This is a genomic window from Streptomyces sp. NPDC058662 (assembly GCF_042716255.1).
Lineage (GTDB): Bacteria > Actinomycetota > Actinomycetes > Streptomycetales > Streptomycetaceae > Streptomyces.
The window spans coordinates 1-22,126 of sequence record NZ_JBHXRU010000046.1; the positions used below are offsets into that span (position 1 = coordinate 1).

General features: G+C 70.4%; 18 protein-coding genes. 1 reads left to right on the forward strand and 17 read right to left on the reverse strand.

The annotated features are described in order from the left end of the window. From ACFWUQ_RS17885 to ACFWUQ_RS17950, 14 genes are all read right to left on the reverse strand, one after another. Nucleotides 1-208 (reverse strand): hypothetical protein (locus ACFWUQ_RS17885; RefSeq protein ID WP_384538792.1); only part of this gene is annotated, 208 nt, incomplete at its 3' end. 235 nt (nucleotides 209-443) lie between these two features. Beyond that, entirely contained in the window at nucleotides 444-1,223 is a 780-nt protein-coding gene (locus tag ACFWUQ_RS17890) for a TIGR03936 family radical SAM-associated protein (protein ID WP_384538794.1), read from the reverse strand. A 352-nt stretch (nucleotides 1,224-1,575) separates the two neighbouring features. Then, on the reverse strand, nucleotides 1,576-3,498 hold the full coding sequence (locus ACFWUQ_RS17895; protein ID WP_384538795.1) for a TIGR03960 family B12-binding radical SAM protein: 1,923 nt from the start codon (nucleotides 3,496-3,498) through the stop codon (nucleotides 1,576-1,578). Nucleotides 3,499-3,576: 78 nt separating this feature from the next. Beyond that, on the reverse strand, nucleotides 3,577-5,100 hold the full coding sequence (locus ACFWUQ_RS17900; RefSeq protein WP_384538796.1) for a CHAD domain-containing protein: 1,524 nt from the start codon (nucleotides 5,098-5,100) through the stop codon (nucleotides 3,577-3,579). A gap of 49 nt (nucleotides 5,101-5,149) precedes the next feature. Continuing rightward, a complete protein-coding gene (rodA, locus tag ACFWUQ_RS17905; RefSeq protein WP_384538797.1) occupies nucleotides 5,150-6,349 on the reverse strand; it encodes a rod shape-determining protein RodA in 1,200 nt (399 codons plus the stop codon). 15 nt (nucleotides 6,350-6,364) lie between these two features. Continuing rightward, nucleotides 6,365-8,545: a penicillin-binding protein 2 gene (gene mrdA / locus ACFWUQ_RS17910; RefSeq protein WP_384538798.1), complete on the reverse strand. Its 2,181-nt coding sequence runs from the start codon at nucleotides 8,543-8,545 to the stop codon at nucleotides 6,365-6,367. Between the two features lie 13 nt (nucleotides 8,546-8,558). After that, nucleotides 8,559-9,263: a rod shape-determining protein MreD gene (mreD, locus tag ACFWUQ_RS17915; protein WP_384538799.1), complete on the reverse strand. Its 705-nt coding sequence runs from the start codon at nucleotides 9,261-9,263 to the stop codon at nucleotides 8,559-8,561. A gap of 12 nt (nucleotides 9,264-9,275) precedes the next feature. Then, on the reverse strand, nucleotides 9,276-10,217 hold the full coding sequence (gene mreC, locus ACFWUQ_RS17920; RefSeq protein ID WP_384538801.1) for a rod shape-determining protein MreC: 942 nt from the start codon (nucleotides 10,215-10,217) through the stop codon (nucleotides 9,276-9,278). A 177-nt stretch (nucleotides 10,218-10,394) separates the two neighbouring features. Next, nucleotides 10,395-11,414, reverse strand: a complete 1,020-nt coding sequence (locus ACFWUQ_RS17925) for a rod shape-determining protein (protein WP_384538802.1) — start codon at nucleotides 11,412-11,414, stop codon at nucleotides 10,395-10,397. Between the two features lie 298 nt (nucleotides 11,415-11,712). Beyond that, nucleotides 11,713-12,123, reverse strand: coding sequence for a nucleoside-diphosphate kinase (gene ndk / locus ACFWUQ_RS17930; protein ID WP_384538804.1), 411 nt, complete (start codon nucleotides 12,121-12,123; stop codon nucleotides 11,713-11,715). A gap of 64 nt (nucleotides 12,124-12,187) precedes the next feature. Further along, nucleotides 12,188-12,547, reverse strand: a complete 360-nt coding sequence (locus ACFWUQ_RS17935; RefSeq protein ID WP_384538805.1) for a DUF4233 domain-containing protein — start codon at nucleotides 12,545-12,547, stop codon at nucleotides 12,188-12,190. A 2-nt stretch (nucleotides 12,548-12,549) separates the two neighbouring features. Further along, nucleotides 12,550-14,106, reverse strand: a complete 1,557-nt coding sequence (locus ACFWUQ_RS17940) for a bifunctional folylpolyglutamate synthase/dihydrofolate synthase (protein WP_384538806.1) — start codon at nucleotides 14,104-14,106, stop codon at nucleotides 12,550-12,552. A 49-nt stretch (nucleotides 14,107-14,155) separates the two neighbouring features. Next, on the reverse strand, nucleotides 14,156-15,304 hold the full coding sequence (locus tag ACFWUQ_RS17945; protein WP_384538807.1) for a sensor histidine kinase: 1,149 nt from the start codon (nucleotides 15,302-15,304) through the stop codon (nucleotides 14,156-14,158). 265 nt (nucleotides 15,305-15,569) lie between these two features. Next, entirely contained in the window at nucleotides 15,570-18,191 is a 2,622-nt protein-coding gene (locus tag ACFWUQ_RS17950; RefSeq protein WP_384538808.1) for a valine--tRNA ligase, read from the reverse strand. Between the two features lie 127 nt (nucleotides 18,192-18,318). Here ACFWUQ_RS17950 and ACFWUQ_RS17955 point away from each other — a divergent pair, with 127 nt between their 5' ends. Continuing rightward, nucleotides 18,319-19,257 carry a hypothetical protein gene (locus ACFWUQ_RS17955; RefSeq protein ID WP_384538809.1) on the forward strand — a complete coding sequence of 313 codons (939 nt, stop codon included), beginning with the start codon at nucleotides 18,319-18,321 and terminating at the stop codon, nucleotides 19,255-19,257. Between the two features lie 85 nt (nucleotides 19,258-19,342). Here the strand turns inward: ACFWUQ_RS17955 and clpX are convergent, their stop codons facing one another. From clpX to ACFWUQ_RS17970, 3 genes are all read right to left on the reverse strand, one after another. Beyond that, nucleotides 19,343-20,629 carry an ATP-dependent Clp protease ATP-binding subunit ClpX gene (clpX, locus tag ACFWUQ_RS17960; RefSeq protein ID WP_384538810.1) on the reverse strand — a complete coding sequence of 429 codons (1,287 nt, stop codon included), beginning with the start codon at nucleotides 20,627-20,629 and terminating at the stop codon, nucleotides 19,343-19,345. A gap of 153 nt (nucleotides 20,630-20,782) precedes the next feature. After that, nucleotides 20,783-21,454, reverse strand: a complete 672-nt coding sequence (locus tag ACFWUQ_RS17965; protein WP_384538811.1) for an ATP-dependent Clp protease proteolytic subunit — start codon at nucleotides 21,452-21,454, stop codon at nucleotides 20,783-20,785. Between the two features lie 53 nt (nucleotides 21,455-21,507). Further along, nucleotides 21,508-22,125 carry an ATP-dependent Clp protease proteolytic subunit gene (locus ACFWUQ_RS17970; RefSeq protein ID WP_384538813.1) on the reverse strand — a complete coding sequence of 206 codons (618 nt, stop codon included), beginning with the start codon at nucleotides 22,123-22,125 and terminating at the stop codon, nucleotides 21,508-21,510. Nucleotide 22,126: the final 1 nt, after the last annotated feature.

A 22,126-nucleotide genomic window follows, 5' to 3' on the forward strand; every position in this document is an offset into this window, starting at 1 on the left:
GGCGGGTACGGGCCGGGGCGGCGGCCGGAGCGGCCTCCTCGGCGGGCGCGGCCGGGGCGGCCTCGGTCACCGGCGTCGCTTCCGCGGTGGCGCCGGGCGGGCCGGCGGGCCGGGAAGCGGCGCGGCGGCGCCTGCGCGGGGGCAGGTTGTCGCTCGGGCTGCCACTGTCGGTGTTACCGGTGGTGGTGTCGTTTTCGTTGCTGAGCATTGCGGGCGGTTCTCCCGTCACGCTCCCGGGCGCCGCGGCTGACATCCGGTCCGGCACGGCCCCGCGTAATGAGCGCGGAGCCGGCCTCCGGGGCGCGTTCGCCACACGGGAGCTCTAGTCCATGGCCGCCGGTTCCGTACGTGTTGTCCGTACGGCCTGGCGGAAGTCTTCAGGTCTGTGCGCTGCCCGACCCAGGTGGCTCCCGAGTACCAGGGCTGCGCGACGGCGACGATCCCTACGCGGCGGGACCTTCCGGCGCCTTCGCGTCGGCGGCTACGGCGGCCGTGGGTGGGCCGGCCGTGTCCGCCTCGCGGTCGGGCGCGAGCGGGTCGGTCACCGTGCCGGACTCCTCGTCGAAGAGCCCCTGCGCCAGCCTGGTCACCGCAGAGGGGACCGGCGGCGCCAGGTCGGCCACAGCTCGGAGACCGGACAGGACGTCGTCGGGTCGAACGGCAGGTGTCAGATGCCGAACAACCAGCCGCAGTATCGCACAAGCATGGTCCAGGGGCCTATCAGCCCCGGCCGGGAGTGCTTCGAGGCTGACCACGGCGCCGCGGGTGTCGAAAGTGCGCAGGCCGTTCTTGGTACGGCGCTGCACCTCCACCGTCTCGGCGGCGAGGAAGGCCGCCACGGCCCGCTCGGCGTCGGCGAGCTCCACGCCGTCCAGGCGCAGCTCCCACACGGAGGCGGTCAGCCGGTCGGCGAGGCCCGAGGTGCGGGCCTCGACGGCGTCGATGATGTCGAGGCCGTCGGGCATCGACTCGTCGAGGAGCTCCCGGAGCTGCTGCGGGTCGCGGGGCGCGGCGAGGGCGATCTCAAGGTACTCGGCCTCGCTGCCGGTCCCGGTGGGGGCGGCGTTCGCGTACGAGACGCGCGGGTGCGGGGTGAAGCCCGCCGAGTACGCCATCGGCACCTCGGCGCGGCGCAGGGCCCGCTCGAATGCCCGCTGGAAGTCCCGGTGGCTGGTGAACCGGAGGCGGCCGCGCTTGGTGTAGCGCAGTCTGACGCGCTGCACCACCGGTGCGGGAGGCGGGCCTTCGGGCTGTCGCTTGCCCAGTGGTTCTTCTCCTTGTGCGGGGCTCCGCGGCTCGCGCGTCGCCCTGAGGTCTGTGGAGTCGTCCGGCCACGCCCGGCCCCCGGCTCACCCCTGCGGCTCGCGCAGGGAGATCTCGGCGGCGGGCGTGTCGCCCACGACTGTCGTACTACCCAGAGTACGCGCCTGTGACCTCACCGGTTCCCGTGAAGAGGTGGCGAACAGCGCCCGCGTGCGCCCCGGCCCGGCGGGATCGGCCCCCGCGTACGGGCGCGCCCCCCACCGTTCCCGGCGGGGGGCGCGTCCGGCGCGCGGGCTCAGCCCGCGTCGGGGGTCACTTCACGACCGACAGCGGGAGCAGCTTCTGCCCGGTGGGGCCGATCTGGATGTGGGTGTCGAGCTGCGGGCAGACGCCGCAGTCGAAGCACGGGGTCCAGCGGCAGTCCTCGACCTCGGTCTCGTCGAGGGCGTCCTGCCAGTCCTCCCACAGCCAGTCCTTGTCGAGGCCGGAGTCGAGGTGGTCCCAGGGCAGGACTTCCTCGTACGTGCGCTCGCGCGTGGTGTACCAGGCCACGTCCACGCCGTGGGCGGGCAGCGTCTTCTGCGCGGCCTCCATCCAGCGGTCGTAGCTGAAGTGCTCGCGCCAGCCGTCGAAGCGGCCGCCCGACTCGTAGACGGCGCGGATGACGTCGCCCACGCGGCGGTCGCCGCGCGAGAGCAGGCCCTCGACGATGCCGGGCTTGCCGTCGTGGTAGCGGAAGCCGATGGACCGGCCGTACTTCTTGTCGCCGCGGATCTTGTCGCGGAGCTTGCCCAGGCGGGCGTCCGTCTCCTCGGCGGAGAGCTGCGGCGCCCACTGGAAGGGGGTGTGCGGCTTCGGCACGAAGCCGCCGATCGACACCGTGCAGCGGATGTCGTTCTGCCCGGAGACCTCGCGGCCCTTGGCGATGACGTTGACCGCCATGTCGCCGATCTGGAGCACGTCCTCGTCGGTCTCGGTCGGCAGGCCGCACATGAAGTACAACTTCACCTGGCGCCAGCCGTTGCTGTACGCGGTGGAGACCGTGCGGATCAGGTCCTCTTCCGACACCATCTTGTTGATGACCTTGCGCATGCGCTCGGAGCCGCCCTCGGGGGCGAAGGTCAGTCCGGAGCGGCGGCCGTTGCGGGTCAGCTCGTTGGCCAGGTCCACGTTGAAGGCGTCCACGCGGGTCGACGGCAGGGAGAGCCCGACCTTGTCGTCGGCGTAGCGGTCCGCGAGGCCCTTGGCGATCTCGGCGATCTCCGTGTGGTCCGCCGAGGACAGGGACAGCAGGCCGACCTCTTCGAAGCCGGTCGCCTTCAGTCCCTTCTCGACCATGTCGCCGATGCCGGTGATGCTTCGCTCCCGCACGGGGCGCGTGATCATGCCGGCCTGGCAGAAGCGGCAGCCGCGGGTGCAGCCGCGGAAGATCTCGACGGACATGCGCTCGTGGACCGTCTCGGCGAGCGGGACCAGCGGCTGCTTGGGGTAGGGCCACTCGTCGAGGTCCATGACGGTGTGCTTGGACACCCGCCACGGGACGCCGGAGCGGTTCGGCACGACCCGGCCGATGCGGCCGTCCGGCAGGTACTCGACGTCGTAGAAGCCCGGGATGTAGATGTTGCCGGTCTTCGCCAGGCGCAGGAGCACCTCCTCGCGGCCACCGGGGCGGCCCTCGGCCTTCCATGCCCGGATGATCTCGGTCATGTCGAGGACGGCCTGCTCGCCGTCTCCGATGACCACCGCGTCGATGAACTCGGCGATCGGCTCGGGGTTGAAGGCCGCGTGGCCGCCGGCGAGGACGATCGGGTGCTCGACCGTGCGGTTCCTGGCCTCCAGCGGGATGCCCGCGAGGTCCAGGGCCGTGAGCATGTTCGTGTAGCCGAGTTCCGTGGAGAAGGACAGGCCGAACACGTCGAACGCCGAGACGGGGCGGTGGCTGTCCACGGTGAACTGCGGGACCTTGTGCTCGCGCATGAGCGCTTCGAGGTCCGGCCACACGGAGTACGTGCGCTCGGCCAGGACGCCCTCGCGCTCGTTGAGCACCTCGTAGAGGATCATGACGCCCTGGTTGGGCAGTCCCACCTCGTACGCGTCCGGGTACATGAGCGCCCAGCGGACGTCGCACTCCTCCCAGGGCTTCACCGTGGAGTTGAGCTCCCCACCGACGTACTGGATGGGCTTCTGCACATGCGGGAGCAGAGCTTCGAGCTGTGGGAAGACCGACTCGGACATCACACGACTTTCGTGAAGCGGGCAGGGGGGGCGACTCTCAAGCGTACCCCGAGGCGCGGTCGCCCCCCGCCGGTGCGATCACCCCAGGGCCTGCCGCGGGGCAGGGTCCGACGCCTTTTTCCAGACGGCCGGGAGCTCCCGTTCGCAGCGCTCGGCGCGTGCCTCCTCGCGGGCGTAGAGCACACCCCAGGTGAACGCCGACTCCCCCGCCGCAGACGCCTGGAGGGCGAGGCCGTGCAGGGCTTCGCGGGCGACCACGCCGTCCTGGTGGTCGCCGAGCAGGGTCTGCACCGACTTCACGGCCTTGGCCAGCCGCTTCGCCGGCTTGCCCAGCGCCGGAACGGCCGCCTCGGCTGCGTACCGGGCGCGCTTGGCGGCCTTGCGGGCGTCGTGCAGGGCCAGGTCCCGCTCGTGGCCCGGCTCCATGGCCAGCGCGTCGCGGACGCGGCCCGCGAGGCGCTCGTAGTCGGCCAGCACGGCCTTCGGCAGGACGCGCTCGGCCGCTCCGTCGGCGGCCTTGCGCAGGGGCGGGCGGTCGAGCACGGCGTCGAGGGAGTCCAGCAGGGCGACGTACCGCCCGCTGTCGAGCGCGGCCAGTGCCCGGCGGCGCGAGCCGGAGCGGCGGGCGGTGTTCCAGGTCCGCAGCCGGCTGCGGACGGGGCCCTGCAGCAGGGTGCGGGGCAGCTCGTCGAGGCTGGTCCGGATCCGCTCCAGCAGCACCTCCTGGTCGCGGTCGACGCCGAGCTCCGCGGCCAGCCAGCGCAGATCCTCGCCGATCGGGTCGGTGACCGCCCGGTCCAGCACCTTGCGGTACGTCTTGAAGGCGCTGCGGAGCCGGCGGGTGGCGACGCGCATCTGGTGGACGGAGTCCGGCAGCGCCCGGCGCACGGCCGGGTCCTGGGCGACGAGGGCGTCGCGCTGCTCGCGCAGGTACGCGAGGACGTACCCGCCGGCCGTTCCGTCGGACGCGGGGCCGGGTGCGGTCCGGCCCACAGGGGCGGGGCCGGTTTCGGCCAGGGCCCGGGCGAGCTTCGAGGGGCTCGCGGAGACCCGGAGCCCGGCCTTGCGGAACGTCTTCTCGACGGCGTCGAGCAGCCGGGGGTCCACCCCGTCGGCGAGTTCGACCTCGACCTCGGTCCAGGCGGCGGTGGCGTCGTCCCGTTCGGCGCGGACCTCGTCGGTGCTGAGTTCCGCGAGGAGGGCGCCGTCGGCGTCGAGGAGGTGGCTGACCCGGCGCGAGGAGAGCAGCCTGACCTGGGGCAGGAGTCCGGTGTCCCGGACGCGGGAGCGGACGAGCGCGGTGAGGGAGCCGGGCGGGGTGTCGCTCAGCGGGGCCCCGACCTCGTCGCGGACACCCGGGGAGACGGGCAGTTTGAGGTGCCAGCCCGCGTCCTGGCCGCCGGTTCTGCGCCGCAGCGTGAGGCCGTCGGCGGCGAGCCGCTGGTCGGGGGTGTCGTAGTAGACGGCGTCGAGTTCGACGGTGCCGCGGTCGGCGACGGCCGCGACGGCGGCCGTACCCGTCAGGTCCGGCACCCCGCGCCGGGCCGACGCGGCATCGGTGAACTCGAACTTCCGCTCGATCTCTCGCTTCGTGTCCGCCATGAACCGAACTTAGACCTGAACGGGACACGGCGGCAGGGTGAAGCCGACATCAGGCTGACAACGGCCGCTGCACCTTGATGGACTGCAGCAGCCCGACGGCCACCCAGACCGCGAACATCGACGAGCCTCCGTACGAGACGAAGGGCAGCGGGAGTCCGGCCACGGGCATGATGCCGAGGGTCATCCCGATGTTCTCGAAGGACTGGAACGCGAACCAGGCGATGATCCCGGCGCACACGATCGTGCCGTACAGCTCGGTGGTCTCGCGGGCGATCATGCAGGCCCGCCACAGCACGATGCCGAGCAGCACCAGGATCAGCCCGGCCCCGACGAAGCCCAGCTCCTCCCCCGCCACGGTGAAGACGAAGTCGGTCTGCTGCTCGGGCACGAACTGGCCGGTGGTCTGGGAGCCCTTGAAGAGGCCCGACCCCATGAGTCCGCCGGAGCCGATCGCGATGCGCGCCTGGTTGGTGTTGTAGCCGACGCCCGCCGGGTCGAGTTCGGGGTTGGCGAAGGCCGCGAAGCGGTTGATCTGGTACTCGTCCAGGACGCCGAGCTGCCATATCAGGATGGCGCCGCCGGCGCCGGAGCCGATCAGGCCGAGCACCCAGCGGTTGGAGGCGCCGGAGCCCAGCAGGACGCCGAGCACGATGACGACCATCACCATGACGGAGCCGAGGTCGGGCATCAGCATGACGATGCCCATCGGAGCGGCGGCCAGGCACAGCGCCTTGACGACCGTGCGGTGGTCGGGGTGGGCGAGGTCGCCCGCGTCCACCCGGGACGCGAGCAGCATGGCCATGCCCAGGATGATCGTGATCTTGACGAACTCGGAGGGCTGGAGGGAGAAGCCGCCTCCGATCACGATCCACGCGTGGGCGCCGTTGATGGTGGCGCCGAGCGGGGTGAGCACGGCGATGATCAGCACGAGGGAGAGGCCGTACAGGATCGGCACGGCGCCGCGCAGGGTGCGGTGGCCGAGCCAGATGGTGCCGATCATCAGCACGAGGCCGATGCCCGTGTTCAGGGCGTGCCGGAAGAGGAAGTAGTACGGGTCGCCCTGGTTCAGGGCGGTCCGGTTGCGGGTCGCCGACCACACCAGGAGGGCGCCGATCAGGGACAGGGCGAGCGCGGACAGGAGTATCGGCCAGTCGAGCCTGCGCACCACGGAGTCGCGGGCGGTGAGCTTGGCCATCGCCCCGCGCTCGGGCGCGTACCGGGAGACGGAGAACTTGTTGGCGGTCTGCATGTCGGTTTTCGGTCCTCAGTCGTGCCATGCGGGGGGCGCGGCGGGCGGTCCGGCGAGCGCGGCCGGCGCCAGCTCCTCCGGGGACGGCGGCACGTACGGCCTGATCTCGGGGGCGTCGATGGAGCCGTCGGGGTGGATCCTGGGCAGTTTCGCCTCCGGCCTCGGCAGCAGGGCCTTCTTCGGGTCCTGCTTGCCCGCCATGTCGAGACCGTAGATGGCGTTGTAGATGTTGCGGACGGCGGGTCCGGACGCTCCGGAGCCGGTGCCGCCCTGGGAGATCGTCATGACGATGGTGAAGTCGTCGGTGTAGGTCGCCAGCCAGGAGGTGGTCTGCTTGCCGTAGACCTGTGCGGTGCCGGTCTTGGCCCGCATCGGGATCTTGTCGAGCGGCCAGCCGCCGAACCGCCAGGCGGCGGTGCCGCCGGGCGCGACGACGGAGCGCAGGCCCTTGTCGAGGTCGCTGACGGTCTTCGCGTCGATGGGCAGCCTGCCGTGCGCCCGGGGCTTGATCATCTCGATGCGCTTGCCGTCGGGGCTGATCACGGCCTTGCCGACCGTGGGGTCGAAGAGGGTGCCGCCGTTGCTGATGGCGGAGTAGGCCGTGGCCATCTGGATGGGGGTGACGAGGACGTCGCCCTGGCCGATGGCGAAGTTGATGCTGTCGAACGCCTTCAGCTGGTTGCCCTCCAGGCAGCTCTCGTAGGCGATCTGCTCGACGTAGGTGCCGCCCTTCTTGCCCTGCTTGCACCAGGAGTTCTTGTTGGCCGCCCAGAAGCTCTTCTTCCACCCGCGGTCGGGAATGCGGCCGGTGACCTCGTTCGGCAGGTCGATGCCGGTCTCGGAACCCAGTCCGAACTCGCGGGCGGTCCGGTAGAACCAGTCGTGCGCGTCCTTCTTGGGCTCCAGGCCGCCGTCGCGCTGCCACTCCTTGTGCCCGAGCGCGTAGAAGACGGTGTTGCAGGAGAACTTGAGGGCGTCGCCGAGGGTGATGGGGCCGTGCCCCTTCGACTCGAAGTTGGCGAAGCTGCGGCCGCCGAGGCTGTAGGAGCTGCTGCAGTTGTACTTGCTGTCGAAGGCGTAGCCGGCCCGGACGGCGGCACTGGCCGAGACCACCTTGAAGATGGAGCCGGCGGGTGCCTGGCCCTGGATGGCCCGGTTGAGCAGCGGGTAGTTGGAGCTCTTGCTGGTGAGTTTGGCGTAGTCGCTGCCGGAGATGCCGCCGACCCAGGCGTTGGGGTCGTAGTCGGGCTGCGAGGCCATCGCCACGATGCGGCCGGTCCTGGCCTCCATGACGACGACGGCGCCCGAGTCGGCCTCGTACTTACGGCCGGTGATCTTGTCGGTCTCCTGGCGGACGGTCTTCATCGCCTGCTGGAGCTCGTACTCGGCGGCCGACTGGACCCGGGCGTCGATGCTGGTGACGAGGGTGGATCCGGGCACGCCCGGGTCCGACTTGGTCTGGCCCATGACTCGGCCGAGGTTGTCGACCTCGTAGGAGGTGACCTCGGCCTTGCCCCGCAACTGCTTGTCGTAGGTGCGTTCGATGCCGGACCGGCCGACCTGGTCCGACCGCAGGTGCGGCGAGTCGGTGTCCTTGGCCTTCTGGATCTCGTCGTCGGTGACCGGCGAGAGATAGCCGAGCACCTGCGAGGTGCGGGCGCCGCCCGGGGCCGGGTAGCGGCGGACGGCGGTGGGCTCCGCGGTGATGCCGGGGAAGTCCTCCGGGCGCTCGCGCAGCTGCAGCGCCTGCTGCGTGGTGGCTTCGAGGGTGACCGGGATCGGCTGGTACGGGGAGCCGTTCCAGCAGGGCTTGGGGGTCTCGGAGTCGCAGAGCCGGACCTTGTCCATGACCTCCGTCGGGCGCATGTCCAGCACGCCGGCGAGGCGGGTCATGACGGCCTTGCCCCGGTCCTTCATCTTCATCAGCTCGGTGCGGCTGGCGGAGACGACCAGGCGGGTCTCGTTGTCGGCGAGCGGGACCCCGCGGGCGTCGAGGATCGAACCGCGCACGGCCGGCTGGACGACCCGCTGGACGTGGTTGCTCTTGGCCTCGTGGTAGTACTCCGCGCCGTTGCGGATCTGGAGGTACCACAGGCGTCCGCCGAGGGTGATCAGCATCGAGAGGACGAGCACCTGGATCATGATCAGGCGGATCTGCACCCGGGAGGTGCGGCCGGTCTCGGGGATGTTGCTCACGTCCGCTGCCTCCTCACAGTTTCTTGACGCTCTTCACGCTCTTCACCGCCTTGACACCCTTTATCCGGACGGCGCGGTTGGCGCGGTTGCGCGAGGCCTTCAACCGCAGGCCGCCGCGCTGGCTGCCGATGCGCAGGCCGGTACCGCCGGCCAGCCATCCGGAGGACACGTCGGAGGCCTGCGCCGGGCCGCCGCCGGCCTCGACGGCCATGGGGTCGTTCTCGGCGCGGCGGGCCAGCGCCATGATGAACGGCACGGTGAACGGCGCGAGCAGCAGGTCGTAGAGGGTCGCGGTGAACAGCAGCCCGGTCAGGCCGACGTGGCGGGCGGCGGTGTCGCCGACGAGGGCGCCCACGCCCGCGTAGAGCAGGGTGGAGCCGATGGCGGCGGCGACCACGGTGAGCATCGGGCCCCAGGCGGAACGGAATCGTCCGCTGTCGGGGCGCACCAGCCCGGCCACGTAGCCGATGACGCAGAGCACGAGGGCGTACCGTCCGGCGGCGTGGTCGGCGGGCGGGGCCAGGTCGGCGAGGAGCCCGGCGGAGAAGCCGATCAGGGCGCCGCTGACGTGCCCGTACACCAGCGCCAGGGCGACGACGGTGAGCAGGAGCAGGTCGGGCACCGCGCCGGGCAGTTGGAGTCGGCCCAGGACGGTGACCTGGACGACGAGGGCGACCACGACGAGCGTGGCCGAGAGCAGGATCCGGTTGAAGCGCATTTTCGTCTGCTCCTACTCGTCGGCCGGCTTGCCGGGAACACTGGCGGACGGGGTGACGGTGACGGTGACCGTCGGAACGGGCTTGGGGGCCTCGGGCTTGGGCGGCAGGACGGTGTCGCGCGGGTCCTCGCGCGGCGGCACCACCACGACGCCGACGATGTCCAGGCGGGAGAACCCGACGAACGGACGCACCCAGACGGTACGGGTCAGGTCGCCGCGCGAAGGGTCGACCTTGACCACCTCGCCGATCGGCACGCCGGGCACGAAGGGCTTGTTGCCGCGCGAACCGAAGGTGACGAGCCGGTCGCCGGGGTTGATCTTGGCCTTGCCGTTGAGCATCTGCACGGACAGCGCGCGGTCGCCCTGCCCGGTGGCGAAGCCGAGCTCGCCGGTCTTCTCCAGGCGGGTACCGACCGTGAAGTCGGGGTCGTTGGCGAGGACGACGGTGGCGGTGTCGGGGCCGACGGTGCTGACCCGGCCGACGAGTCCGTCGCCGTTGAGCACGGTCATGTCCCGCTCGATGCCGTCCTTGCTGCCGGCGTCGATGGTGACGGTCCAGGAGAAGCCCTGGGCCGCTCCTATCGCGATGACCTCGGCGCCCTTGATGCCGTACTGGCCGGCGCCGGCCCGCTTGAGCATCTCGTCGAGCTCGTGGATGCGGCTGCGGGTCTGGTCCTCGCTGCCGAGCTTGGCCTTGAGCCCCGCGTTCTCGCGCTCCAGCGTGGCGATGCGGTTGTGCCGCTCGCCGGAGTCCCGTACCGCCCCTATGGCGTTGGCGACCGGGTCGACCGCGGTCGCCACGCCCTCCTCGACCGGTCCGAAGACCGCGGCGGCGGCCTGTCGGGCACCGTCGACCGGAGACTCCTCGCCCGCTCTGATGTCCACCGTGATCAATGCGAACGCGATGGCGATCAGCAGCACCAGGAGCAGCCGGCTCTCTCGTGTGTCCCTCACGTGCGGCGGCCGTGCCTTCCTCGTAGTTACCCGTGCGGCAGAGCCGCTCCGACAGGACGTGCAACCGTTGTCGTGCCGGACTGTTGCCTGTATATCAACGATCCGCCGCACGGGCCCGGTAGCACCCGTACGGCGGATCCTTGTGTTCCGCGCGGCCCCCCGGCAGGGAGGTCCGTGTCACCGGCGGGGCTGGGCGTCCAGTACCTGCTGGAGTGCCTCGAACTCCTCGACGCACTTGCCGGAGCCGAGCGCGACGGAGTCGAGGGGATCCTCGGCGATGTGGATCGGCATGCCCGTCTCACGGCGCAGCCGCTCGTCGAGGCCGCGGAGCAGGGCGCCGCCGCCGGTGAGCACGATGCCCCGGTCCATGATGTCGCCGGAGAGTTCCGGCGGGCACTTGTCGAGGGTGGTCTTCACCGCGTCGACGATGGCGTTGACGGGCTCCTCGATGGCCTTGCGGACCTCGGCGGCCGAGATGACCACGGTCTTGGGCAGCCCGGAGACCAGGTCGCGGCCGCGGATCTCGGTGTGCTCGTCCTTGTCGAGGTCGAAGGCCGACCCGATGGTGATCTTGATCTGTTCGGCGGTGCGCTCGCCGAGGAGGAGCGAGTACTCCTTCTTGATGTGCTGGATGATCGCGTTGTCGAGCTCGTCGCCGGCCACCCGGATGGACTGTGCCGTGACGATTCCGCCGAGGGAGATGACGGCGACCTCAGTGGTGCCGCCGCCGATGTCCACGACCATGTTGCCGGTGGCCTCGTGGACGGGCAGGCCCGCGCCGATGGCGGCGGCCATGGGCTCCTCGATGATGTGCACCTGGCGGGCGCCGGCCTGCGTGGACGCCTCGATGACGGCGCGTCGCTCCACTCCGGTGATGCCGGAGGGGACGCAGACCACCACGCGGGGACGGGCCAGGTAGCGGCGCTTGTGGATCTTGAGGATGAAGTACCGGAGCATACGCTCGGTGATCTCGAAGTCGGCGATCACGCCGTCCTTGAGGGGTCGTACGGCGACGATGTTGCCGGGCGTGCGCCCGATCATCTTCTTCGCCTCCGAGCCGACCGCCAGGATGCCGCCGGTGTTCGTGTTGATGGCGACCACGGACGGCTCGTTCAGGACGATCCCCCGGCCCCTCACGTACACCAGCGTGTTGGCGGTCCCGAGGTCGATCGCCATGTCACGGCCGATGAACGACATATTGTTCCCCTTGTTCCCCATGAGGAGCGTCTGGCCTTCCAGTTGATAGCGGCTGCTGTCAGGTCGGCGAGGTGGGTGTGTGGGTGGAGGCCCCATCGTAGTGCCGCGAGTACGGACACCGCGCGACGGGACTCCGGCGAACCCGCCGGAATGGATACCCGCCCCCTCAGTGGTGACGTCGTGTCCTGGCCAGGCGTTCCCCGCCGAGAGCGGAAATACCGAAGGGCGACCGAAATTACTTCGGTCGCCCCAGGTCGTGAGCGCTATTTGGCTGATGTCACGTCAGGAGGAGCGCGTCTCAGAGAGCCGGGAAGAACAGCTTGAGCTCGCGCTCCGCGGACTCCTCGGAGTCCGAGGCGTGGATCAGGTTCTCCCGGGTGATGCTGCCGAAGTCGCCCCGGATGGAGCCGGGCGCCGCGGCGATCGGGTCAGTGGGTCCGGCCAACTGGCGGACACCCTCGATCACCCGTTCGCCCTCGACGACCAGGGCCACGACGGGTCCGCTCGACATGAAGCCCATGAGGGGCTCGTAGAACGGCTTGCCCTTGTGCTCGCCGTAGTGCGCCTCAAGGGTGTCCTGGTCCAGAGTGCGCAGCTCCAGCGCGGGAATGGTCCAGCCGGCCTTCCGCTCGATGCGGCCGATGATCTCGCCGACCAGGCCGCGCCGGACGGCGTCGGGCTTGAGCAGGACGAGGGTGCGCTGGGTCATGTTGCGGCTCCTTGCGGCATACGGGTGCGGTAGGGCGAATCTACAGGGCCGCCGAGGGGGCCCGTCACGCCGTGTCAGGCGCCGCCGGCGCCTCCTGCGCGGCCGCCCAGCCCGCCTTGATCGCGTCGATCCTGCGGCCGTAGTGCACGGAGCACCACCACAGGGCCGCGAAGGCCGCGCCGAGGAAGAACATGGTCGGAACGACGAAGCCGCTGGCGATGAGACCGATCTGCAGCGCCCAGCCCAGCTGGACCGCGCCGGGACGCGACAGCATCCCGCACAGCAGGACGGAGAGCAGCATCGTGATCCCGCAGACCGTCCAGACCGCCGTCTGGGTCAGTTCCGGGTCCTTCATGGCCACCAGGCCCGCGAAGCCGATCACGAAGAACTCGCCGATCAGCGTGCTCGCACACAGTGTGCGCATCCTCAGCCCCTCTTCAGCAGCAGGCGGGCCTCGCCCACCGTGATCACGGAACCGGTCACGAGGACCCCGGCCCCTCCGTACTCGGCCTCTTCCTCCGCCAGGGTGATCGCCGCCTCCAGGGCGTCGTCCAGCCTGGGCTCCACCTGCACCCGGTCCACGCCGAACACCTCGACGGCGGCCGCGGCCAGCTCGTCCGCGCCCATCGACCGGTGGCTGGAGTTCTCGGTGACCACCACTTCGGCGAAGATCGGCTCGAAGGCCTCCAGCAGCCCGCGGACGTCCTTGCCCTCGCTCGCCGCCACGACCCCGATCAGCCGGCTGAAACCGAACGACTCGGTGACCGCCTCCGCGGTCGCCGCCGCGCCCGCCGGGTTGTGCGCCGCGTCCAGGACCACCGTGGGGCTGCGCCGCACGACCTCCATGCGGCCCGGCGAGGCCACCGACGCGAAGGCCTTCCGCACGGTGTCCGCGTCCAGCGCCCGGGCGTGCTCCTGCCCGACGCCGAAGAACGCCTCGACGGCGGCCAGGGCCACCGCCGCGTTGCGCGCCATGTGCGCGCCGTACAGGGGCAGGAAGACGTCCCCGTACTCCCCGCCGACGCCGCGCAGTGTCAGCTGCTGTCCGCCGACCGCGACCTCGCGCGAGACGACGCCGAACTCCATGCCCTCGCGGGCCACCGTGGCGTCGACCTCGACGGCCTTCTTCAGCAGCACCTGCGCCGCGTCCACCGGCTGCTGCGCCAGGATCACGGTGGCGCCCTGCTTGATGATGCCGCCCTTCTCCTGGGCGATCTCACCGGGCGTGGAGCCGAGCCGGTCCGTGTGGTCCAGGCTGATCGGCGTGACCACGGCGACGGCGCCGTCGATCACGTTCGTCGCGTCCCAGCTGCCGCCCATGCCGACCTCGACCACGGCGGCGTCGACGGGAGCGTCCGCGAAGGCCGCGTACGCCATCCCGGTGAGCACCTCGAAGAACGACAGCCGGTACTCCTCGGAGGCGTCGACCATCTCCACGTACGGCTTGATGTCGTGGTACGTCTCCACGAACCGCTCGGGGGTGATCGGCGCCCCGTCGAGGCTGATCCGCTCGGTGATCGACTGCACGTGCGGGCTGGTGTAGCGGCCGGTGCGCAGCTCGAAGGCGTTCAGCAGGGCCTCGATCATGCGGGCCGTGCTCGTCTTGCCGTTGGTCCCGGTGATGTGGATGGAGGGGTACGCGCGCTGCGGCTCGCCCAGCACGTCCATCAGGGCCGCGATACGCGACACGGACGGCTCCAGCTTGGTCTCGCCCCAGCGGCCGGCCAGCTCCTGCTCCACCTCCAGCAGCGCCTTCGCCGCCTCGGGATCGGCGGGCGCGCCGGGCACCGGGTCGCCCTGCGGCGGGCCGGCCTGGGCCCGCAGGGTGCGGCTGCCGGCCTCGATCACCGCCAGGTCGGGGTCGCGGTCGGACTCTTCCGCGACGATCTGGTCGAACTCGTCGAACGCGCCGGATCGGTCGCCGGCGATCTCCGCACCGTCGAAGTCGTCGCGGTCGTGGCTTTCGGGCTGCTGGTCACTCACGGGACCAGTCTACGGACGCGGACCGGCAGGACTTCCGGCCCCCGCGGCCTCAGCCGCGCGGGAGCGTCGCCAGCACCACGTACCGCTCCTGCGTACGGGTGGCCGTCAGGGTGCCGCCCAGGCTGCGGACGCGCTCGGACATGCTCGCCGTGCCCGAGCCCGCCGAGACGGGGGCGCGGCCCTGGGCCCCGGCCGGCAGTCCGTTGCTCACGGCGATCCGCAGCAGCGGGCCGTCCGCGGCAATCGACACCTCGACGGTCTCGCCGCGGGCGTGCTTGGCCGCGTTGGTCAGGCACTCCTGCACCACCCGGTAGACGGCCGCCTGGCGCAGCGGGGACAGCTCCCCCGCATCCGGGTCCATGGCGAGGCGTACGGGTGACCCGGCCCGGCCGCTCTCCTCCGCGAGCGCCGCCAGTCCCTCCACACCCGGGGTGGGGGCCCGCTCCCCCCGCTGCACGATGATGTCGTTCAGGACCAGGTGGGCCCGGCGCGCGGTGTCGGCCAGCTCCTCGAAGTCCTTCGCGTACGCCGTCTCGCGGGCCCGCGCCGACAGCACCTCGGAGCGCACCGTCAGCAGGGTCAGTTCGCGCCCGACGAAGTCGTGGACATCGCGCGCCACGGAGGTCCGCTCCTGCTGGACGGCCTGGAGCACGGCGGACTCGGCCCGCCGGGCGGTGAGCTCCCCCACGAGGTCGCGCCGGTAGGCGGCGATGCCGACCGCCGAGGCGAGGACCCCGACGGGCACGACCACGCTCAGGAAGGAGCTGAGCGTCTCCCCCCTGGGGCCGGGCCATCCGGGCACCCAGAACATCACCAGCGCGAAAGCGGTGTACCCGAGGGTGGCGAGGACCCCGGCCCGGCGGCCGCCGTGGCGGCCGACGGAGTACAGCGCGAACTGGACCAGGGTCAGCTCGTGCAGCCATCCGATGAAGAGCAGCGCGGCCAGGTACGAGATCCACGGCATCCGGCGCCGCACCAGCAGGGTCGCGCAGCCGGCGGCCAGGACGACGGCGGCCAGCGGGCCGTTGAGCGAGTTGTCGGCGGCGGCGAGGCCGGGCAGGTCCAGTGCCATCAGGCAGAGGCAGCTCAGTGCCGTGATCACGTCGAGCGCTCGGGGGGAGCCCGCCCAGCCGTCGGCGAGCCGGCGGCCGTTGGCCATGGCCCGGCGGAGCGCCGGGACGGCGGGCTTGGCGTGCATGCCCTCCATCATCCGTGGTCGGCGTCCTCGATCGGCTCGGCCTCGTGCCCGGCGTCGGGTGAGATGGGGCACTCCGCGGGAGCGGCGCCCCCGGACCCCCGTCCCCGCCGCCGGACGGGCGGCGGCGCGGGTCCCTCACGGGGTTCGGCGACCGCCCCGGGTGACGCGGGCCCCCTCGCGGGGAAGGAACAGGGCGAAGGCCCCCGTACCGACCGACGGTGCGGGGGCCTTCGCCGTGCTCGTACGCCCGGGACTGCGGCCGGGACTAGGCCGGCGGCAGGCCGTCCAACTGCGCCTGGAGCCGGGTGATGTCCGCCTCGGCCTTGGCGAGACGGCCCTTGATCTTGTCCACGACGTTGTCGGGGGCCTTGGCGATGAACGCCTCGTTCCCGAGCTTCGCCTCGGCCTGCTGCTTCTCCTTCTCCGCGGCGCCCAGGTCCTTGGTCAGGCGCTTGCGCTCGGCGGCCACGTCGATGGTGCCCGACAGGTCGAGCGCGACGGTGGCGCCGGCCACCGGCAGGGTCGCGGTGGCGCTGAAGGCGTCGCCCTCCGGCTGGAGGCGCAGCACCTGGCGGATGGCGGCCTCATGGGCGGCCAGCACGGTACCGGCCAGGTCCAGACGGGCCGGGACCTTCTGCTTGTCGTCGAGGCCCTGCTCCTTGCGGAACCGGCGGACCTCCTTGGTGAGGGTCTGGATGCTCTCGATCTCGGCCTCGGCGGCGTCGTCGCGGAAGCCGCTGTCCTTCGGCCACTCGGCGATCACGAGGGACTCGCCGCCGGTCAGCGTGGTCCACAGGGTCTCGGTGACGAAGGGGACCACCGGGTGCAGCAGGCGCAGCATGACGTCGATGACCTCGCCGAGGACCCGGGCGGAGACCTTGGCCTGCTCGCCGCCCGCGAAGAAGGTCGTCTTCGACAGCTCGACGTACCAGTCGAAGACCTCGTCCCACGCGAAGTGGTAGAGCGATTCGCTGAGCTTGGAGAACTGGAAGTCCTCGTAGTACGCGTCGACCTGCGCGACGGTCTTGTTCAGACGCGAGAGGATCCAGCGGTCGGTCGCCGACATCCGCTCGACCGCGGGCAGCTCGCCCTCGATCGTCGCGCCGTTCATCAGCGCGAAGCGGGTGGCGTTCCAGATCTTGTTGGCGAACTTGCTGGACGCCTGGACCCAGTCCTCGCCGATCGGGACGTCGGTGCCGGGGTTGGCGCCCTTGGCCAGGGTGAAGCGGACGGCGTCGGAGCCGTACTTGTCCATCCAGTCCAGCGGGTCGACGACGTTGCCGAAGGACTTCGACATCTTCTTGCCGCGCTCGTCACGGACCAGTCCGGTCAGCGCGATCGTCTTGAAGGGGGGCTCGCCGTCCATGGCGTACAGGCCGAACATCATCATCCGGGCGACCCAGAAGAAGATGATGTCGTGGCCGGTGACCAGGACGTCGGTGGAGTAGAACTTCTCCAGGTCCGGGGTCCGCTCCGGCCAGCCCAGCGTCGAGAAGGGCCACAGGCCGGACGAGAACCAGGTGTCCAGGACATCGGTGTCCTGCGTCCAGCCCTCTCCCGTCGGCGGCTGCTCGTCGGGACCGACGCACACGACCTCGCCGCCCGGGCCGTACCAGACCGGGATCCGGTGGCCCCACCACAGCTGGCGCGAGATGCACCAGTCGTTGAGGTTGTCGACCCAGTCGAAGTAGCGCTTGGACATCTCCTCGGGGTGGATCGAGACCCGTCCGTCGCGGACGGCGTCGCCGGCGTTCTTGGCCAGCGTCTCGACCTTGACCCACCACTGGAGGGACAGCCGGGGCTCGACGGTGGTGCTGCAGCGCGAGCAGTGCCCGACGGAGTGCAGGTACGGGCGCTTCTCCGCGACGATGCGGCCCTGCTCGCGCAGGGCGCCCACGACCGCCGAACGCGCCTCGTAGCGGTCCAGGCCGAGGAAGGGGCCGTGGACGGTGATGACGCCGTGCTCATCCATGATCGTCATGTTCGGCAGGCCGTGGCGCTGCCCGATGGCGAAGTCGTTCGGGTCGTGCGCGGGCGTCACCTTGACGGCGCCGGTGCCGAACTCCGGGTCGACGTGCGTGTCCGCGACGACGGGAATGGTCCGGTCGGTCAGCGGCAGCTTGATCTGCTTGCCGACGAGGTGGGCGTACCGCTCGTCGTCCGGGTGGACGGCGACGGCCGTGTCGCCGAGCATCGTCTCCGCCCGGGTCGTCGCGACGACCAGGGTGTCCTCGCCCTCGCCGTAGGTGATGGAGACGAGCTCGCCCGCGTCCTCCTGGTACTCCACCTCGATGTCCGAGATGGCGGTCAGGCAGCGCGGGCACCAGTTGATGATGCGCTCGGCGCGGTAGATGAGCCCGTCGTCGAAGAGCTTCTTGAAGATCGTCTGGACGGCCTTGGACAGCCCCTCGTCCATCGTGAACCGCTCGCGCGACCAGTCCACGCCGTCACCGAGGCGGCGCATCTGGCCGAGGATCTTGCCGCCGTACTCCTCCTTCCACTGCCAGACCCGCTCGACGAACTCCTCGCGGCCCAGATCGTGGCGGGACTTGCCCTCCTCGGCGAGCTGCTGCTCGACCTTGTTCTGGGTGGCGATGCCGGCGTGGTCCATGCCGGGCAGCCAGAGGGACTCGTACCCCTGCATCCGCTTGCGGCGGGTCAGGGCGTCCATGAGCGTGTGCTGGAAGGCGTGCCCCAGGTGCAGGGAGCCGGTGACGTTCGGCGGCGGGATGACGATGGTGTAGGCGGGCTTCTCGCTCTTGGGGTCCGCCGTGAAGTAACCGCGCTCCACCCAGCGCTCGTAGAGCTTCCCCTCTACCTCGGCCGGCGCGTACTGGGTCGGCAGTTCGGAGTTGGGGCCACTGGGTGTCTGCGTGTTCTCGGTCACGAGCCACAGTTTAGAGCGGTAACAGTCCAGTCATGAAACCGGTCTTCCCGGGGCCCGGCGCCCTGCCCGCCCCGAGCTTCCGTCAGGATGTGTGAAACGAATAAGCAACCTCAATGGGGGACGCGGGATGAGCTACAACCAGCCGGGGCCGTACGGACAGCAGCCGCAGCAGCCGGGCCCGTACGGGCAGCAGCCGCAGCAGCCGGGGCCGTACGGGCAGCAGCCGCCCCCGCCGCCCGGGCCGTACGGGCAGCCCGCCGCGCAGCCGGGCTACGGGTACCCGCAGCAGCCGGGGGTGCCGCCGCAGGGATACCCGCAGCAGCAGCCGGCGTACGGCTACCCGCAGCAGCCGCCGTACAGCGCGATGCCCCCGCAGCAGCCGAAGAAGTCGAAGGCCGGCCTGGTCGTCCTGTGCTCGGTGCTCGCGGTCGCGGTGATCGCGGGCGGCGGCTGGTTCCTCCTGGGCGGTGGCGGCGGCAGCGCCATCTCCGCCGACACCAAGGGCTACAAGCTGGTCGCCCCGGAAGCGGTGGACGACTTCAAGAAGGACCCGAAGTTCAAGGACCCGGAGTTCAGCGACAAGGACAAGAAGGAAGCCGAGGGGGTGGGCGTCAAGAACCCCACCCAGGTGGGCATGACCTACCAGTCCGGCGACCCGAAGAACCCGCTGGCCGGCAAGCTCCTCAACTTCTCGGGCGTCTACGGCGAGCTCGCCGACCCGGAGAAGTCCGTGGACGCGTACTTCGCCCTGGCCAAGCTGGAGGCCACCAAGGACGACAGCAAGACCACGGTCGACCTCATCGGAAGCCCCAAGACGATGAAGCCGGCCGGCTTCAAGGGCGCCGTGATGAAGTGCCAGGAGGCCAAGTTCACCTCGAAGGACCCCTCGACCAAGGGCCCCAAGGAGTTCACGCTCCCCATCTGCATCTGGGGTGACTACAGCACCCTCGGCACCGTCACGGCCATGGAGATGGCGTCCATGATCGCCGGCAAGTCGGGCTACACCCTGGAGCAGACCGCGGACTTCGCCGCGAAGCTCTACAACACCTCGCGCGTCAAGAAGTAGCGGCGGCGGGCAGAACGAGCGGAAGGGGCGCCCCGGTTGTCCGGGGCGCCCCTTCCGTACGTCTGGCCTGCCTACCGCCGCGCGCTCACGCCGACTTCTCGTGCGGGCCCTGGTCCTTGGGGACGATCCGCGGCACCAGCGTCGGGTTGACGTTGGAGCGGACCACGTCCGCCGTGATGACCACGCGGGCGACGTCCTTGCGGGACGGGACCTCGTACATCACCGACATCAGGACCTCTTCCATGATGGCGCGCAGACCGCGGGCGCCCGTCTGGCGGAGGATGGCCTGGTCCGCGATGGCCTCCAGCGCGCCGCGCTCGAAGTCCAGCTCCACACCGTCGAGTTCGAAGAGCCGCTGGTACTGCTTCACGAGCGCGTTGCGCGGCTCGATCAGGATCTGGAGCAGCGCCTCGCGGTCCAGGTTGTGCACCGAGGTGAGCACGGGCAGACGGCCGATGAACTCGGGGATCATCCCGAACTTCACCAGGTCCTCCGGCATGACCTCCTGGAACTGGTCGCTGGCCTCGATCTCGCGCTTCGAGCGGATCGTCGCCCCGAAGCCGATTCCCTTGGCGCCCGCGCGCGACTCGATGATCTTCTCCAGGCCGGCGAAGGCGCCGCCCACGATGAAGAGCACGTTGGTCGTGTCGATCTGGATGAACTCCTGGTGCGGGTGCTTGCGGCCGCCCTGCGGCGGCACGGAGGCGGTCGTGCCCTCCAGGATCTTCAACAGGGCCTGCTGCACGCCCTCGCCGCTCACGTCGCGCGTGATCGACGGGTTCTCGCTCTTGCGGGCCACCTTGTCGATCTCGTCGATGTAGATGATCCCGGTCTCGGCCTTCTTGACGTCGTAGTCCGCCGCCTGGATCAGCTTCAACAGGATGTTCTCGACGTCCTCGCCGACATAGCCGGCCTCCGTCAGCGCCGTCGCGTCGGCGATGGCGAACGGGACGTTCAGCATGCGCGCGAGCGTCTGCGCGAGGAGGGTCTTGCCCGAACCGGTCGGCCCCAGCAGCAGGATGTTGGACTTCGCGAGCTCGATCGCGTCTTCCCGGCCCTGCGCGCCGCCGTTCTCACCGGCCTGGACCCGCTTGTAGTGGTTGTACACCGCGACGGAGAGCGCCTTCTTCGCCGGCTCCTGGCCGACGACGTAGCTCTCCAGGAACTCGTAGATCTCACGAGGCTTGGGGAGTTCCTCCCACCGGACCTCGGAGGTCTCGGCGAGCTCCTCCTCGATGATCTCGTTGCAGAGGTCGATGCACTCGTCGCAGATGTACACACCGGGTCCTGCGATGAGCTTCTTCACCTGCTTCTGGCTCTTTCCGCAGAACGAGCACTTGAGCAAGTCGCCGCCGTCACCGATGCGTGCCACGAGGTGCTTCCCCTTCGCCTGGGAGACGCCTGGTTCAGCGCTCCTGGTGCCTCATATCCGACGGTACCTTGCCGGGGGCCCCGTGCGGGGCCCCCTTGACGTGGTTCACAGCGCCGAATGCGGCATCGTGTCCACGCCAACTGGCGGCAAGGATCAGGCCGAGCTCTTGCGGGTGGAGATGATCTGGTCGATCAGGCCGTACGCCAGCGCGTCCTCGGCCGTGAGGATCTTGTCGCGCTCGATGTCCTCGCGGATCTTCTCCAGCGGGGTGGTCGAGTGCTTGGCCAGCATGGACTCCAGCTGGTCGCGCATGCGCAGGATCTCGTTGGCCGCGATCTCCAGGTCGGAGAGCTGCTCGCGGCCGGTGCCGCCGGACGGCTGGTGGATGAGCACGCGGGCGTTCGGCAGGGCCATGCGCTTGCCGGGGGTGCCGGCGGCGAGCAGGACGGCGGCCGCGGAGGCGGCCTGGCCCATGCAGACCGTCTGGATGTCCGGCTTCACGAACTGCATCGTGTCGTAGATCGCCGTCAGCGCGGTGAAGGAGCCGCCGGGGCTGTTGATGTAGATCGAGATGTCGCGGTCCGGGTCCATCGACTCCAGGCACAGGAGCTGCGCCATGACGTCGTTGGCGGAGGCGTCGTCGATCTGCACGCCGAGGAAGATCACGCGCTCCTCGAAGAGCTTCGCGTACGGGTCGTACTCGCGCACGCCCTGCGAGGTGCGCTCGACGAAGCGCGGGATCACGTAGCGGTTGTCCACCTGAGCGCCGGTGTGGAGGCCGCTCGCGGGAGAGAGGTTGTTCATATACATCTGGGTGTTCACCATCCTGTGGCGTTCTGCGGGCTGTCGGCTGCGGGGTGCTGCGGTGGGGACCGGGATCAGGCCCCGGTGCCGCCGCCGCCCGGAACGTTGGACGCGGCCGAGATGATCTCGTCGATGAGGCCGTAGTCCTTGGCCTCCTCGGAGGTGAACCAACGGTCGCGGTCACCGTCGCGGATGATCGCCTCGACGGTCTGGCCCGAGTGGAACGCGGTGATCTCGGCCATCCGCTGCTTGGTGCGCAGCAGGTACTGGGCCTGGATCTTGATGTCCGAGGCGGTACCGCCGATGCCCGCGGAGCCCTGGTGCATCAGGATGTCGGTGTTCGGCAGGGCGAAGCGCTTGCCCTTGGCGCCACCGGTGAGCAGGAACTGGCCCATCGAGGCCGCCATGCCCATACCGATGGTGACGACGTCGTTCGGGATGTACTGCATGGTGTCGTAGACCGCCATGCCCGCCGTCACGGAGCCGCCGGGGCTGTTGATGTACAGGTAGATGTCCTTCTCCGGCTCGGCGGCCAGGAGCAGGAGCTGTGCGGTGATCTTGTTCGCGATGTCGTCGTCGACCTGCTGACCGAGGAAGATGATCCGCTCGCCGAGCAGCCGGTTGTAGACATGGTCGCCGAGGCCGCCACCGATGGCCGGCTCACCCGCGGCGTGAGGCATCAGATTCGTCACG